9 protein-coding genes are annotated in these 14,119 nt (G+C 42.0%); 5 read left to right on the top strand and 4 right to left on the bottom strand.

Annotated features, from left to right (window positions below):
- Window positions 1–44: 44 nt before the first annotated feature.
- The 3 genes from PSH54_RS19880 (at window position 45) to PSH54_RS19870 (ending at window position 5,866) form a co-directional block, all read left to right on the top strand.
- Window positions 45–3,125: an efflux RND transporter permease subunit gene (locus PSH54_RS19880; protein ID WP_273606947.1), complete on the top strand. Its 3,081-nt coding sequence runs from the start codon at window positions 45–47 to the stop codon at window positions 3,123–3,125.
- A gap of 137 nt (window positions 3,126–3,262) precedes the next feature.
- The gene (locus PSH54_RS19875; RefSeq protein ID WP_004587882.1) at window positions 3,263–5,158 is read left to right on the top strand and encodes a DUF294 nucleotidyltransferase-like domain-containing protein; all 1,896 of its coding nucleotides are present in this window, start codon (window positions 3,263–3,265) and stop codon (window positions 5,156–5,158) included.
- 3 nt (window positions 5,159–5,161) lie between these two features.
- Window positions 5,162–5,866, top strand: coding sequence for a 3'-5' exonuclease (locus PSH54_RS19870; RefSeq protein ID WP_273606946.1), 705 nt, complete (start codon window positions 5,162–5,164; stop codon window positions 5,864–5,866).
- 119 nt (window positions 5,867–5,985) lie between these two features.
- Here the strand turns inward: PSH54_RS19870 and PSH54_RS19865 are convergent, their stop codons facing one another.
- Window positions 5,986–7,566 (bottom strand): BCCT family transporter, encoded by a 1,581-nt coding sequence (locus tag PSH54_RS19865; RefSeq protein WP_004587884.1) that lies wholly within the window; start codon window positions 7,564–7,566, stop codon window positions 5,986–5,988.
- Window positions 7,567–8,001: 435 nt separating this feature from the next.
- Between PSH54_RS19865 and egtB the strand changes: the two genes are divergently transcribed.
- Both egtB and egtD read left to right on the top strand, forming a co-directional pair.
- Window positions 8,002–9,276, top strand: a complete 1,275-nt coding sequence (gene egtB / locus PSH54_RS19860) for an ergothioneine biosynthesis protein EgtB (protein WP_273606945.1) — start codon at window positions 8,002–8,004, stop codon at window positions 9,274–9,276.
- Window positions 9,273–10,247: an L-histidine N(alpha)-methyltransferase gene (egtD, locus tag PSH54_RS19855; protein ID WP_096041797.1), complete on the top strand. Its 975-nt coding sequence runs from the start codon at window positions 9,273–9,275 to the stop codon at window positions 10,245–10,247. Before egtB ends, egtD begins: the two co-directional genes overlap by 4 nt.
- Window positions 10,248–10,251: 4 nt before the next feature.
- Here the strand turns inward: egtD and PSH54_RS19850 are convergent, their stop codons facing one another.
- From PSH54_RS19850 to PSH54_RS19840, 3 genes are all read right to left on the bottom strand, one after another.
- Window positions 10,252–11,091, bottom strand: a complete 840-nt coding sequence (locus tag PSH54_RS19850) for a PhzF family phenazine biosynthesis protein (protein WP_273606944.1) — start codon at window positions 11,089–11,091, stop codon at window positions 10,252–10,254.
- A complete protein-coding gene (gene asnB, locus PSH54_RS19845; RefSeq protein WP_273606943.1) occupies window positions 11,075–12,748 on the bottom strand; it encodes an asparagine synthase B in 1,674 nt (557 codons plus the stop codon). Before asnB ends, PSH54_RS19850 begins: the two co-directional genes overlap by 17 nt.
- Before the next feature lie 438 nt (window positions 12,749–13,186).
- A complete protein-coding gene (locus PSH54_RS19840) occupies window positions 13,187–14,119 on the bottom strand; it encodes a biotin-dependent carboxyltransferase family protein (protein WP_273606942.1) in 933 nt (310 codons plus the stop codon).

Here is a 14,119-nt window from a genome sequence, read left to right as displayed (position 1 = left end):
GAGCTAAGCTTTAATTTACCCTTACAAGATTCGCAGGAGTAGGTATGAAACAGCAACCTATGATGCAAGACTTACCCTCAATGGCGATTCGCCGCCCAGTACTTATTGTGGTGCTTAACTTGTTAATTATTATTGCAGGTATCGCTGCTATTGCGGGTGTTGAAGTAAGAGAGCTTCCTGATGTAGATAGACCACGTATTACGGTTTCGGCGCCATTTCCTGGTGGCTCGCCTGAGACCGTTGATACCGAAGTAACCAGCAAATTAGAAGGCGCAGTAGCGCGTGTAAGTGGCGTTAAATCGATACGCGCACAAAGTGAAGAGGGAAATGCACGTATTGTGGTCGAATTTAGACCAGGCATAAATTTAGATGACGCCGCGAATGAAACGCGTGAGTCTGTTGCACGTGTAGAGCGAGACCTTCCAGAGGAGGTCGAGCGTGTTTCTATTATTAAAGCCGACAACGACGCCGAAGCAGTTGTATCTCTGACTGTTTCAAGTGAAAATTTATCGCTTGAAGCACTTACCGAGCGCGTAAATGTTGACTTAGCGCCGCAATTTTTAACTATTCCGGGTGTCGCAGATGTACGCTTAAACGGTGATAGAGAACGCGTATTAAGAGTACGAATTGACCCGCTAAAACTAAGTAGCTTTAATTTAACAGTGCCTGATGTAGCACAAGTGCTTAGCCAAGCACCGTTTGATGTGCCAGCAGGGAGTTTAAAGTCAAACGATCAGCAAATTATTGTACGTGCCGATGCAACCTCTATTACTCCAGAACAAGTTGGCGATATTATAATACAAGGCGATACCCGAATTAGTGATATTGCAGCTGTGTATTTTGGCCCTGCCGATCCGCGCTCTATGGTAAGGCTAAACGGTAAGCCCGTTATTGGTATGGAAATTATTCGACAAGCACAATCAAATACAATTGAAATATCAGATGAAGTGCTCAAGCTCATTACAAGCATGCAAACGCGCTTTCCTGAAATGGAATTTACACTTACCTCCGATGACGCACAATTTATAAGAAGCTCAGTAGATGAAGTAATTTACTCTTTATTACTTACAGTATTGTTAGTGGTTGTCACTTTGTGGGTATTTATTGGCTCTTGGCGCGCCACTTTAGTGCCTGCTTTTGCTATTCCTGTTGCCTTAATAGGGTCTTTAGCACTTATATGGGCACTGGGTTTTTCAATAAATATTTTAACCTTGTTGGCGCTAGTATTAGCCACAGGCTTAATTGTTGATGATGCCATAGTAGTAAGTGAAAATATTCAGCGCCAGCGGGGGCTAGGTTTAGGGCGTCGGGCAGCTGCTGTAATAGGCACGCGCGAGGTATTTTTTGCTGTTGTAGCAACCACGGCAGTACTTGCTGCTGTATTTATACCTATTGCGTTTTTACCCTCTACTGCGGGTCGCTTATTTAGAGAGTTTGGTGGTGTACTTGCCGGTGCGGTAATTATATCAAGCTTTGTGGCACTTTCATTAGTGCCTGCTCTTACATCCAAATTAAAGTTAAAGCAGGGCGGTTTTCACCCATTTGCTAAACTAGGCCATTGGTTGGGTGGTATTTATACAAAAACAATTCATAAAGTGCTTAACCATGCATGGCTTACGTTTGCGCTCTGTTTATTGGTTGCAGCAGGCTCAGGGGCGTTGTACGCCAGTTTAGACAGCGAGCTTTTACCCACAGAAGACCGAGGTAAAATTCGTATATTTGCACGCGGCCCAGATGGTGTAGGGCTTAACTTTATGGATAGGCAAGCGATAAAAATGGAAGATATTTTACTTCCCTTTGTCGATAGCGGCGAAATTGAGTCAATTTATACTGTGGTAGGCCAATGGGACCCTAATATTGTGTTTATTACTGTGCCATTAAAGCATTGGGATGAGCGCCATTTTAGCCAACAAGAAATTATTAATAAGATACGCCAGCCACTTGGCGATATTCCAGGAGCACCGGCTTACCCAGGTGGGGCTAATAGTTTAAATCTACGTGGTCAAGGGGGAGGCGTTGAAATCGCGCTGCTTGGGCAAGATTATTTGCAAATATTTAAAGCGGCTCAGCAGTTTTCTGCGGCATTAGAAAAAGCCGTTCCTGAGGTGGCACCTGTGCGTATTTCGTATCAGCCATCGCAACCACAACTTAGAGTAAATATAGACAGACGCCGTGCACAAGAGCTCGGTGTATCGCTAGACGACATTGCCATTACTTTGCGCGCAGCAATAAATGGCGATGACGTAGAAGATTTAAACATTGGCGATCAGTCTGTGCCAATTATGCTCCAAGCGCAAAACCAAACCATAAACAGTCCAAGTGATTTGGCTAATTTATACATCAGAGCGGGTAATGGCAGTTTAGTACCATTAAGTAGTGTGGCCTATATTTCTGAAGAAGGCGTGGCTGCAGAGCTTGAACGTCATGCCCAGCGCCGCTCAATAGAGCTCAGCATGGAGTTGCCAGAATCGTTAACCATTGCTGCTTTAGTAGAGCAAATAAAAACAGTGTCTGAGCAATCGTTAGAGCCAGGTATTGCACTTGCGTTTAAAGGCGAAGCGCTTACGTATGAAGAAACATCTAGCGAAGTACTTGTAACTTATGTACTGGCTTTTTTAATTGTATTTTTAGTATTGGCTGCTCAATTTGAAAATGTAAATAGTGCCATTGTGGTTATGATAACCGTACCCTTTGGTATTACCTCGGCCATCTTAGCGCTTTATTTAACCGGCACGTCGTTAAATATTTACTCTCAAATTGGTTTAGTGATGCTGATAGGCTTAATCGCTAAAAATGCAATTTTGCTTGTTGAATTTGCAGACCAATTACGCGATCAAGGTTTAACGGTCAGAAAAGCCGTCGAGCAAGCTGCGCTGGTACGTTTACGCCCAATTACGATGACCCTTATATCGACTCTACTTGGAGCATTGCCGTTAATTCTCTCTACAGGCGCAGGGGCTGAGGCCCGAAATGCAATTGGCTGGGTGGTGTTTGGCGGCTTAGCACTTGCGGTGTTGTTTACGCTTTATCTTACTCCGGTAATTTACTTAGGCTTAGCACGCTTTACCACGCCAAGGGGGGATGAATCTAAGCAGCTCGCACAAGAGCTTGAAAAAATAGACTAACCTTAAAGCCATGCCCAGCAACGTTTTTAAATTAAAAGTGTACTGGGCAGGGTTATGGCTTGATTGGCACTACTTGTTTGTTAAGATAGCCACTTAAGCATATACATGCCTTTTTGTGTGGCCACAAGGAATCCCCAATGCAAGCCGAACAAGTTGAAATTGCGCAGTTTTTAGCGCAGCACCCGCCATTTGATGACTTACCGACAAACGCTTTAAACGAGCTTGCGCAACAAGTTGAGGTAGCTTACTACCGCTCGCAAACTGATATTTTAACGTTAGGCCAAGACATCGCTGATTTATTTATAATTCGCAGTGGCTCTGTGGAAATTTATCGTCGTAATAACGAGCTTTATAACCGCTTAGATGTGGGCGGTATTTTTGGCCAAATGGGCTTGTTGATGAATCGTAAAGTGCGCTTTCCTGCAAAGGCGCTCGAAGACACCCTAGTGTACTGTATTAACTTTACGCTGTTTAACCGTTTTTGTGACGAGTTTGACGGCTTTGCTGATTATTTTGAAGCCGATGGCAATGTACGCCTTCGCCAAGCGTTAGTTGAGCAAGCCGACAGCAACGATTTAACAACCGCCAAAGTTAAGTCGCTCATTCATCGCGATGTGGTAACGCTAAGTACGCAAACCACCATACAGGATGTGGCTAAAGTAATGACAGAAGAAGCGGTATCTTCTGTGTTAGTTACCGATTTAGACAAACCAATAAGCGACGACCCAGAAGAAGACGATGGGCAAATTGTAGGCATTATTACCGACCGCGATATACGCACAAAAGTGGTAGCCGAAGGCCTAGGGCTTGATGTTACCGCAGATAAAATTATGTCGACTAATCTTGTACTGCTTGATTCAAATGCCTATGTATTTGAAGCCGTCCTTGCCATGCTGCGCGACAACTTGCACCACTTACCTGTGGTACAAAAGCGCCGACCTATTGGTGTTATTTCACTATCCGATATTTTAAGGTACGAGTCGCAAAGTAGCTTACTCTTGGTGCGCGGTATTTTAGCGCAGCAAACCATTGAAGATTTAGCACATTACGCGCGCCAGCTGCCTAATGTATTTGTACGTATGGTAAACGAAGATGCTAATTCACATATGATTGGTACGGCAATGGCGGTAATAGGGCGTACTTTTAAACAGCGCTTATTAGTACTGGCTGAAGAAAAATATGGCCCGCCGCCAGTACCTTACTGTTTTATAGCGTTAGGCTCTATGGCGCGAGATGAACAACTTATTGTAACAGATCAAGATAACGCGCTTATTTTGGATGACAATTACGATGATGAAAAACACAACGAGTACTTTCAAAATATTTCTGATTTTGTCTGTGATGGCTTAGCGCAATGTGGTTATACCTATTGTAGCGGCGAAATTATGGCCTCGTTCAAAAAATGGCGTAAAACACGCTCGCAATGGTTTGATCAATTCTCACAGTGGATAGCCTTACCTAAACCACAAGCACTGCTTAACAGCTCAATATTCTTTGATTTAGATGGGGTGTGGGGTAAAACAAAATGGGCCGACGAGCTTAAAATTTTTATTGCTAAACAAAGTAAACAAAACCGGGTGTTTTTAGCAAATATGGCCGCCAATGCCCGAAACCGCACACCGCCACTTGGTTTTTTTAAAGGCTTTGTGCTTGAGCATAACGGCCAGCATAAGCGTTCAATGAACTTAAAACGCAGAGGCACCGCGCCGCTTTCTGATGTGATAAGAGTGCATGCACTGGCGATAGGCTCTCGTAAGCAAAATTCGTTTGAACGCCTTGAAGATATTATTGAATCGCGCCTGTTACCTGAGGGTAAAGCACAAGATTTACGTGACGCGTTAGAATACATTGCCATGATGCGAATTCGCCATCAAGCATGGCAAATAGAGCAAGAAGAAGAGCCCGATAACGACATAGACCCGCATTTACTTTCGCCGTTTGAGCAACGCAACTTAAAAGAAGCGTTTGCCATACTCGAAAAAGCACAAAGCTACTTAAAGTTTAGCTACTCAGCCAATGCGGGTGTTAAGTAACGAATGGCTAAGCAATCGTATTTTGACTGGCAGGCTCATTATAAAACACTGGCTAAAAACGCTAAAAATGAGCATTTAAAGGCGTTTTATCAGCACGCTTATGGTGATACGCACACGCCCATAAAAGACATTTCGTTTGTGGCTCTTGATTTTGAGACAACCGGTCTAAATAGTGAGGTGGACGATATAGTCAGTATTGGCTTAGTCCCTTTTACAATGCAAAGAGTGTACTGCACACATGCTAAGCATTGGGTAGTGCAGCCTCGTAAAAGCTTAAGTGAGGAGTCGATTGTTATTCATGGTATTACGCATTCAGAAGTGGATGATGCTCCCGATTTAACCTCTCGACTAGGGCCGCTACTTAATGCACTTACTGGTAAAGTCGTGGTGGTGCATTATGCAGCGATAGAGCGGCACTTTTTAAACAATGCATTACTTGCGCGAATTAATGAAGGGATCCAGTTTGCATTAGTCGATACCATGGAAATTGAGCAACGAGCACTGCGCGCCCGCCAAGGCTTAATAGGGCGTTTGTTTAATCAAAAGGTAGGCTCACTTAGACTCACAGATTGCCGCAGTCGATACTCTTTGCCTGCTTATCATAATCACAATGCGCTAACTGATGCATTAGCCACAGCAGAGCTGTTAATTGCACAGCTGCAATACCATTACCGCGATGATACGCCATTGGCTGAATTACTAAGTTAAATCTATTTTAAATTTTAGCGAATGCAATACAGAGTTAAATTATTAACCAGCGTTTAGCTTAGCCAATAAAAACGCCGCATATTATGCGGCGTTTTTTTAGTTTACTGGCAAGCGACTAATTATTTAACAGCGCGAGGCTCAGTACGTAATCCTAATAATAGGCTTACACACATTAGTAGTAACACTAAAGTAAACGGAAGACCTGTTGAAACAGCACCCGCTTGTAATGCTTGAATCGCCTCTGTACCGCCAATCCATAATAGAGCAGCAGCAATAGAGCCCTCAACCGTAGCCCAAAAGATGCGTTGTGGTACTGGCGCATCCACTTTACCGCCTGCTGTAATTGAGTCGATAACTAATGAACCCGAGTCAGAAGAGGTAATGAAAAACACTAATACTAAAACCACAGCTAGGAACGAAAGCACGCTCGACATAGGTAGTTCGTCTAGCATTTGGAACATCGCCATAGGTACATCGGTTAAACCGTTTACGCCTAAGCTACCTACACCTTGAACAACTTGGTCTATTGCAATGCCGCCGTAAATAGACATCCATAAAATAGTAACCGCAGTAGGAATTAATAATACAGCGATTAAAAACTCTCTAATTGTACGACCACGAGAAACACGCGCAATAAACATACCTACAAACGGTGACCACGAAATCCACCATGCCCAGTAAAATACAGTCCAACCGTGCATCCATGTTTCGTCTTCACGGCCATGTGGGTTGCTCAGTGGAATAATATTTTCAACATAACCCATAACCGTATTTGGTACGTTACCGATTGCCACAGCAAAGCCAACTAAACCAACAAACAGGAGTAAGGCAAATGCAATGAGCATGTTTATATTACTAAGGACCTTTACGCCGCCATCAATGCCGCGTACTACTGAGATAATAGCTAGTAAGGTAACGCCAATAATAACCAATAATTGTGCGCCTACGCCGCCATCAGTTCCAAATACATGATTAATACCTGCAGAAGCCTGCTGTGCGCCTAAACCTAACGAGGTTGCAAGGCCAAATAAAGTGGCAAGCACGGCAAGAATATCAATAATATGACCAGGCCAACCCCAAGCTCTGTCGCCTAATAGTGGATAAAAAATTGAACGGATTGATAAAGGAAGACCTTTATTATAAGTAAAAAACGCAAGTGAGAGCGCTACAACGGCATAAATAGCCCACGGGTGAAGACCCCAGTGAAACATGGTTGCACCCATTGCTACTTTTGCAGCCTCTGGCGTATTTGCGGTTACATTAAGTGGGGTTTCGTACCAGCCGGTAAAATAAGCTACAGGCTCTGCAACACCCCAAAACATTAACCCAATACCCATACCTGCGGCAAATAACATGGCAAGCCATGACATACGCGAGTGAGTTGGTTTAGCTCCTTCTCCGCCTAAACGAATATTCCCATAGGGCGATACAATTAATGCCAAACAAAATATAACAAAGAAGTTTGCTGCCCACATAAAAAACGCATCAAAGTTATTTATTATATCGAGCTTAATACCATCAAGCGTTGCTTTGGCTGTTTGCGCATCCGAAACGAGAATGGCGACTAAAAAGATGACAATCAAACCGGCACTAATACCAAAAACAGGATTATGTATATCAAATCCCCATTTTTGCACGTTATCTTGACCTACGGTGTAGTCCGTATTATCAATACTATACTTGTCATGATTTTCGCTCATGAATACCTCTTATGTTGTCCTAACAAGCCAGAGAGTTCCGGCATAACACTAAGTTAATTAGCCACACAGTAAGTTGCATTATTTACAATAAAACTTATTTGAGGACTAACTAAATTAATCGCTGATCATACCCTTAATAGTGTATGAGTTAAATCGTAAATGTAAAACTATTTGGTTATATATGCCTGATTACTTAGCGCTAAAAGCTATTTATCACTAAAAAGATAAGCTATTGTTAATTCAGTGAGTGTTAAAAATTAGTTTGTTATTAAACTAAAATTAAAGCAGCGCTACCAAACTCGTTTAGTCATTAATACATTAGTCTACGTTTTAAATGGGTAGAGGGTTTGATTTAATCATTATGTAACATGCATAAAGGTAAAATCTGGGGTAGGCTTTATTTAATCGCAAAGAGTGAAAAGGACTAACTTTAATATGCTAAACACGAAAACGAATGAAGCGCACAGTACTGAAAAAATACACGCTCAATTTCAGTCAATTCGCCAACTTAGTCTCACACTTATAAAAAACCTCAGCACAGAAGATTGCCAACTACAAGCAATGGATGATGCAAGCCCAATGAAATGGCACTTAGCTCATACCACGTGGTTTTTTGAAACATTTTTACTTGCTAAGTATCTGCCTAACTACACGCTCTTTGATGAACAATTTAAGGTGCTTTTTAACTCCTACTATAACGGCATAGGTGAGCAATTTAAGCGTGCTAATAGAGGGTGTTTATCTCGCCCCAGTTTAGAGGTGGTGTTGCGCTACAGAGCTTATGTTGATAATGCGCTAAACGAGCTGCTTCAATTAGGCACTAACCAAACACTGTGCAATATTATAGAACTTGGGCTGAATCATGAGCAGCAACATCAAGAGCTCATGCTAATGGATATTAAATATAATTTTTCGGTTAATCCAAGCTTTCCTGCCTACAGCCAAACCCCAAATAACTTAATAAAGGTGAGTGATTCGTTAGGCACTTTAAAATATACCGAATTTAGCCAAAGCATAACCAATATAGGGGCTGATGCTAAAAACGGCTTTTCGTACGATAACGAACAACCTAAACATCAAGCCCTTATCCATGCGTTTAGTTTTGCTAACCGATTAGTGACTAATAGAGAGTACTTACAATTTATAGAGGCGGGCGGGTATAAAAACCCTTCATTTTGGTTAAGTGATGGCTGGGCTAATATAAACACCGAGCAACTTAGTCACCCTTTATACTGGCAGTATATTGACGGGCAGTGGTTTGAATTTACTCTCTACGGACTGCAGCCTTTAAATTTAGATGCGCCAGTGAGCCATGTAAGTTATTTTGAAGCGGCAGCCTATGCTAATTTTGTAAATGCGCGCCTACCTACTGAGTTTGAATGGGAGTATGTAGCGCAGCAGCAAGCACTTAAGCAACAGCAAAACGATTTGCTTACGCCAAGTGTATGTAAAAACCCAGATGATATCTCGCAGTTAAGCGATACATGTTGGCAGTGGACTAATAGCGCCTATTTACCTTACCCAGGCTTTAAACCCTTTAGCGGAGCCGCAGGGGAATACAATGGTAAATTTATGAATAACCAAATGGTTTTGCGTGGCGGGTGTGTATTTACCCCAAAAGATCATTTAAGACAGACCTACCGTAACTTTTTTTATCCGCACCAAACGTGGATGTGCAGCGGCATTAGACTAGCAAAGGACATACTATGAGCCAAGTAACAGCAATTAATCAGCAATCAATAACCGATCTAGACTTTTTAAATGATGTATTACATGGACTTGCTCAACAGCAAAAGTCGCTGCCGTGTAAGTATTTTTACGATGATAAAGGGGCGGCTTTATTCGAGCAAATAACCTCATTGCAAGAGTACTATGTTACCCGCACTGAACTTGCCATATTAGAAGATTACTCAAAAGCTATCGCTAATAGACTGCCCGAGAACCTATCAATTATTGAGCCTGGCTGTGGCTCGGGTAAAAAGGTCGCGTATTTACTCGCCCATATGAGCAATGTAAAAACCTTTGTTCCTTTTGAAATATCATCAGAGATGCTTAATTACTCGTTAGCGCATTTATCACCGTTATTTCCGGAGCTGGCCATTACGCCATTGCTAGGTGATTTTACCCATAGCCAAATGGTTAAGCAGTTAACAAAAGACACCGCCTTAGACAGCCAAACAAATTTAGTTTATTTTCCAGGCTCTACACTGGGTAACTTTGCGCCAGTAAAAGCCATTGAAATAATGAATAATTTCCACCGTTTATGTGGTGTTGATGGCTATGTATTAATAGGTATTGATTTAGTAAAAGAGCGACAAGTGTTACTTGATGCTTACGATGACAAGGCCGGCATTACCGCAGCCTTTAATAAAAACTTGCTCCAGCGTATAAATAACGAGTTAAATGGCACGTTTATTTTAGATAATTTTAAACACGAATCGCGATTTAACGAAGTGCACAGCCGTATTGAAATGCATTTAGTGAGCAAGTGTAATCAAAGCGTGGTCATTAACGATAAGCAAATAGACTTTGTAGCGGGAGAGAGTATTCACACTGAAAACTCGCACAAATATACGCTTGAGTCGTTTAAAAATCTTGCTGCTCAGGCTAATTTATCGCTTGAACAAACATGGCAAGACGAGAAAAGCTACTTTGCACTTTGCCTACTAAGGCCAATGTAATAGCTTAATTTACAACTACCTGATTGCTGCTAAACGTGTAGTTTAGCAGCGCGCCCTTTGGTGACTGCTGCATAAGGCTTACTTTATTTAAACCATGCAGTCTAAAAATAAGGGGCGCAATAACCGACACAGCAGAGCCTGTAGCCGTATCTTCATTTACCCCAAATTGCGGCGCAAAATACCTAAAATATGCGCTTGCGCTGTTTTTATTAATACTATGTATTTGCAGTGCAATTACCGCATTGTTATGCACATTTACTAAATGTGTAAAATTAACCTCTAAATGCTTTAAATCAGCCATGTTTTTAAACAGTACAACGGTATAGCCATTTTTATAAGCTGTTGAGTAAGTTGCTTTTATAGAGTGCGAAAACACATCACTAAGGCTGTTAACCTCATCACTCTTTTTTAAATTAATAGCCGCTAGCTGAAGTTGTACCCGGCCTGTAATTCGCTTGATTTTAAACCGTTCTTTATCGTTTGAAATAAAGTGTGAAGGGCAAAAACCAAAGTGTGCTAATAAACATTTTGCAGCAGCAAGGGTGCCATGGCCGCAGCGCTTAATTTCTGATGTTTGGTTAAACCAGCGAATGTTACATACACGGTGAGAAATTTCATTTTCATTTAAAAAAACGCTAGCAGGGTGCTGCGAATTTGATGCAATTTTTTGCATTACACGCGTACTTAACCCTTGCGTATAAATAACAATTAACGCACTTGAACCGGCTAAGTTATGCTGTGAACTAGAGAATACAGGAACTGAATAAAGGTGCTTTATATATCGCAACCTAGGCTGTTGTAGCCTACGTTGCGATAAAAGGGTGCGTTTAGCCTTTGCTTGCATACGCGTCGTTGTGAACGCCAGCAGCACGGCCTGAAGGATCAGCATTATTTTGAAATGATGCATCCCATGCAAGTGCTTCAGGGGTTGAACACGCAACCGACTTACCATGTGGTACACATTTAGCTGATGCATCACCTGGGAAGTGTGATTCAAAAATAGAGCGATAGTAATACGCTTCTTTAGAATCTGGCGTGTTAATAGGGTACTTAAACTTAGCGTTAGCAAGCTCTTGGTCGCTTACTTGCTCGTTTACAAACTCTTTTAACGTGTCTATCCAGCTGTAGCCAACACCGTCTGAGAATTGCTCTTTTTGACGCCACAGTACTTCTTCAGGCAGGTAGCCATCGAAGCCTTCGCGTAAAATGTGCTTTTCAATTTTGCCATCTTTACACATTTTCGCTTCAGGGTTGATACGCATAGCCACATCAACAAACTCTTTATCAAGAAACGGTACGCGTGCTTCTACGCCCCATGCAGCCATTGACTTATTGGCACGTAAACAGTCAAACATATGCAGCTTTGACACTTTACGGTTTAGCTCTTCATGAAATTCTTGTGCGTTTGGCGCTTTATGGAAGTATAAATAGCCACCAAATAGTTCATCAGCGCCTTCGCCCGATAATACCATTTTAATACCCATAGCTTTAATTTGGCGCGCCATTAAATACATTGGCGTTGAAGCACGGATGGTGGTTACATCGTACGTTTCAATGTGGTAAATAACCTCACGAAGCGCATCAATACCTTCTTGAATGGTAAAGTGAATAGGGTGATGTACTGTGCCAATCATATCCGCTACTTTTTGCGCAGCGGCTAAATCAGGTGAACCCTCAAGCCCAACAGAAAATGAATGCAGCTTAGGCCACCATGCGTCACTTTCATCGTTATCTTCAATACGTTTAGCGGCAAAACGTTGCGTAATAGCCGAAATAACCGACGAGTCTAAACCGCCCGATAGCAATACGCCATACGGTACATCACACATTAGCTGGCGTTTTACAGCGCTTTCTAGCGCTTCTTTTACGTCTTGCGCTTGTGCGTTGTTATCTTTAACTGCATCAAAGGTTTCCCAATCGCGCTTATAATAAGGCGTTAGTTCACCATTTTTGCTGTATAGGTAGTGCCCTGGTGGAAACTCTTCAATGTGCTTACAAATTGGTGAAAGCGCTTTAAGCTCTGAGGCAACATAAAAATTACCATGCTCATCGTGACCAGTATAAAGCGGAATAATACCAATATGATCGCGGCCAATTAAGTACGCATCGTTTTCTTCATCGTATAAACAAAATGCAAAAATACCATTTAAGTCATCTAAAAACTCAGGCCCTTTTTGTTTGTATAACGCTAAAATAACTTCACAGTCTGATTGAGTCTGAAATTCAAAATCAACCTCTAACTCTGCTGCCAGCTCTTTGTGGTTATAAATTTCGCCGTTAACCGCTAAAATATTTGTTTTTTCAGGGTTATATAATGGTTGTGCGCCGCTTGATACACCAACAATGGCTAAGCGTTCATGCACTAAAATCGCTTTTTCAGATGAATACACACCAGACCAATCTGGGCCACGGTGCCTTAGTAGTTTTGACATTTCAATTGCTTGGGTACGCAACTGAGTGGCGTTAGATTTAATATCTAATACACCAAAAATTGAACACATAGTAACTCCTCATTCCTATTATGTGTGCAGCAGGGCAACTTTGCTGTGCTGCGAAACCTTGTTTTATCAGAAATAATTACTCAAGTCACACTGCTTTTACAATTAATTAAGAATAATTTATGCACCAACTGAAAAGTGCGCGCACCAAAGTAGTGCGCCACGCACAAGTGCGGCTATATTTACAACACCTTTGGTGTTTAAAGTGGCGTTAATATGGCATTTAGTGCAGTGTTTGCAAAAACGCACACTGCACAAATGCACCAAGTGTGTGCGAAAATTAAAGCAGAGCTTAAATTGCCTTATTATAATTTTTTGCGTTAGCGTGTTTTAATTTTATGCACTTAATTAACCAAACTATGCATACTTATTGCAAGTTAAGTAGAGCGCCGCTTGTACTTTTATTAGCTCCTTGTAATAGGTTTATTTCTCAGCTTAAAGTTAACTGTATTTAAGCGCCAAGCTGAGCTGATGTAAGTGACCTTTAAGCTTTTGTTTTGCTAAGCTAGCTTGCTCATGGGTTACTTGCTTAAATTCAATAGAGTCACCGGGTCTAAATTGCGCAAATTGATGTAAATCAGCCTCTATTACTGTGCCAAGTAATGGGTAGCCACCGGTTGTTTGAGCGTCGTTAAGTAATACAATAGGCTCCCCACTGGGCGGTAATTGAATAGAGCCCGGGCCTGTACCAAGAGAGGCAAGTGAGTGACTATGAGTTAGGGGGCTTTCGTTTGTTAGCCTAAGGCCCATTCTGTTGCTGTTATGGCTTACTTTAAACGCCGTTGAAAAAAACTGTTTAAGTAGCGTATCACCTAATAGTTGCGCATGTGGGCTTGCATGTACCCTAATCACCTTTAGTTTAGGCGGAGTAATAGCGCCGCGCTGTATAAAACGCGTTATTGGCACGGGCGATGTTTTAATAGGAATAATGTCGCCCTCGCTAAGTGCTTTACCTGCTAAACCGCCAAAGAGCGCGTTTAAATCGGTTGATTTTGAGCCCATGATATCTTTAACATCAATGCCACCTTGTACGGCTACATAGGCACGCAAACCAGCGCGGCCAGTATCAAAGCTTAAAGTTTGTTTGGCTCTTACTTGGTAACTCCAGCCAGGGTACAAGGGTGTTTCATCAAGTGCAGCGTTTAAATCAGCACCTTGTAGGGCAATAACAGTATCGGTTTCAAACTGTAACTCGCAAAGGCCTAGCGTAACCTCAAGCACAGCTTCATTATCTTTGTTACCCACTAATTTATTGGCAATTATTTGTGCGTAAGGGTCTAAACAACCCGCTTGGCTTACACCTAAATGACGATAACCGCAGCGCCCGCCATCTTGAATTGTAAGTTGTACACCAGGTTTAAGAACTTTTATCAC

The sequence above is a fragment of the Pseudoalteromonas sp. Angola-30 genome, assembly GCF_028599215.1.
Taxonomy (GTDB): Bacteria; Pseudomonadota; Gammaproteobacteria; order Enterobacterales; family Alteromonadaceae; genus Pseudoalteromonas; species Pseudoalteromonas atlantica.
Note: the sequence above shows the minus strand (reverse complement) of the source record. Positions and strands in the feature narration are given on the sequence as shown.

Coding starts and splice junctions, on each gene's coding strand:
- PSH54_RS19880 (WP_273606947.1), top strand. CDS start 45: ATGAAACAGCAACCTATGATGCAAGACTTACCCTCAATGGCGATTCGC.
- PSH54_RS19875 (WP_004587882.1), top strand. CDS start 3,263: ATGCAAGCCGAACAAGTTGAAATTGCGCAGTTTTTAGCGCAGCACCCG.
- PSH54_RS19870 (WP_273606946.1), top strand. CDS start 5,162: ATGGCTAAGCAATCGTATTTTGACTGGCAGGCTCATTATAAAACACTG.
- PSH54_RS19865 (WP_004587884.1), bottom strand. CDS start 7,566: ATGAGCGAAAATCATGACAAGTATAGTATTGATAATACGGACTACACC.
- egtB (WP_273606945.1), top strand. CDS start 8,002: ATGCTAAACACGAAAACGAATGAAGCGCACAGTACTGAAAAAATACAC.
- egtD (WP_096041797.1), top strand. CDS start 9,273: ATGAGCCAAGTAACAGCAATTAATCAGCAATCAATAACCGATCTAGAC.
- PSH54_RS19850 (WP_273606944.1), bottom strand. CDS start 11,091: ATGCAAGCAAAGGCTAAACGCACCCTTTTATCGCAACGTAGGCTACAA.
- asnB (WP_273606943.1), bottom strand. CDS start 12,748: ATGTGTTCAATTTTTGGTGTATTAGATATTAAATCTAACGCCACTCAG.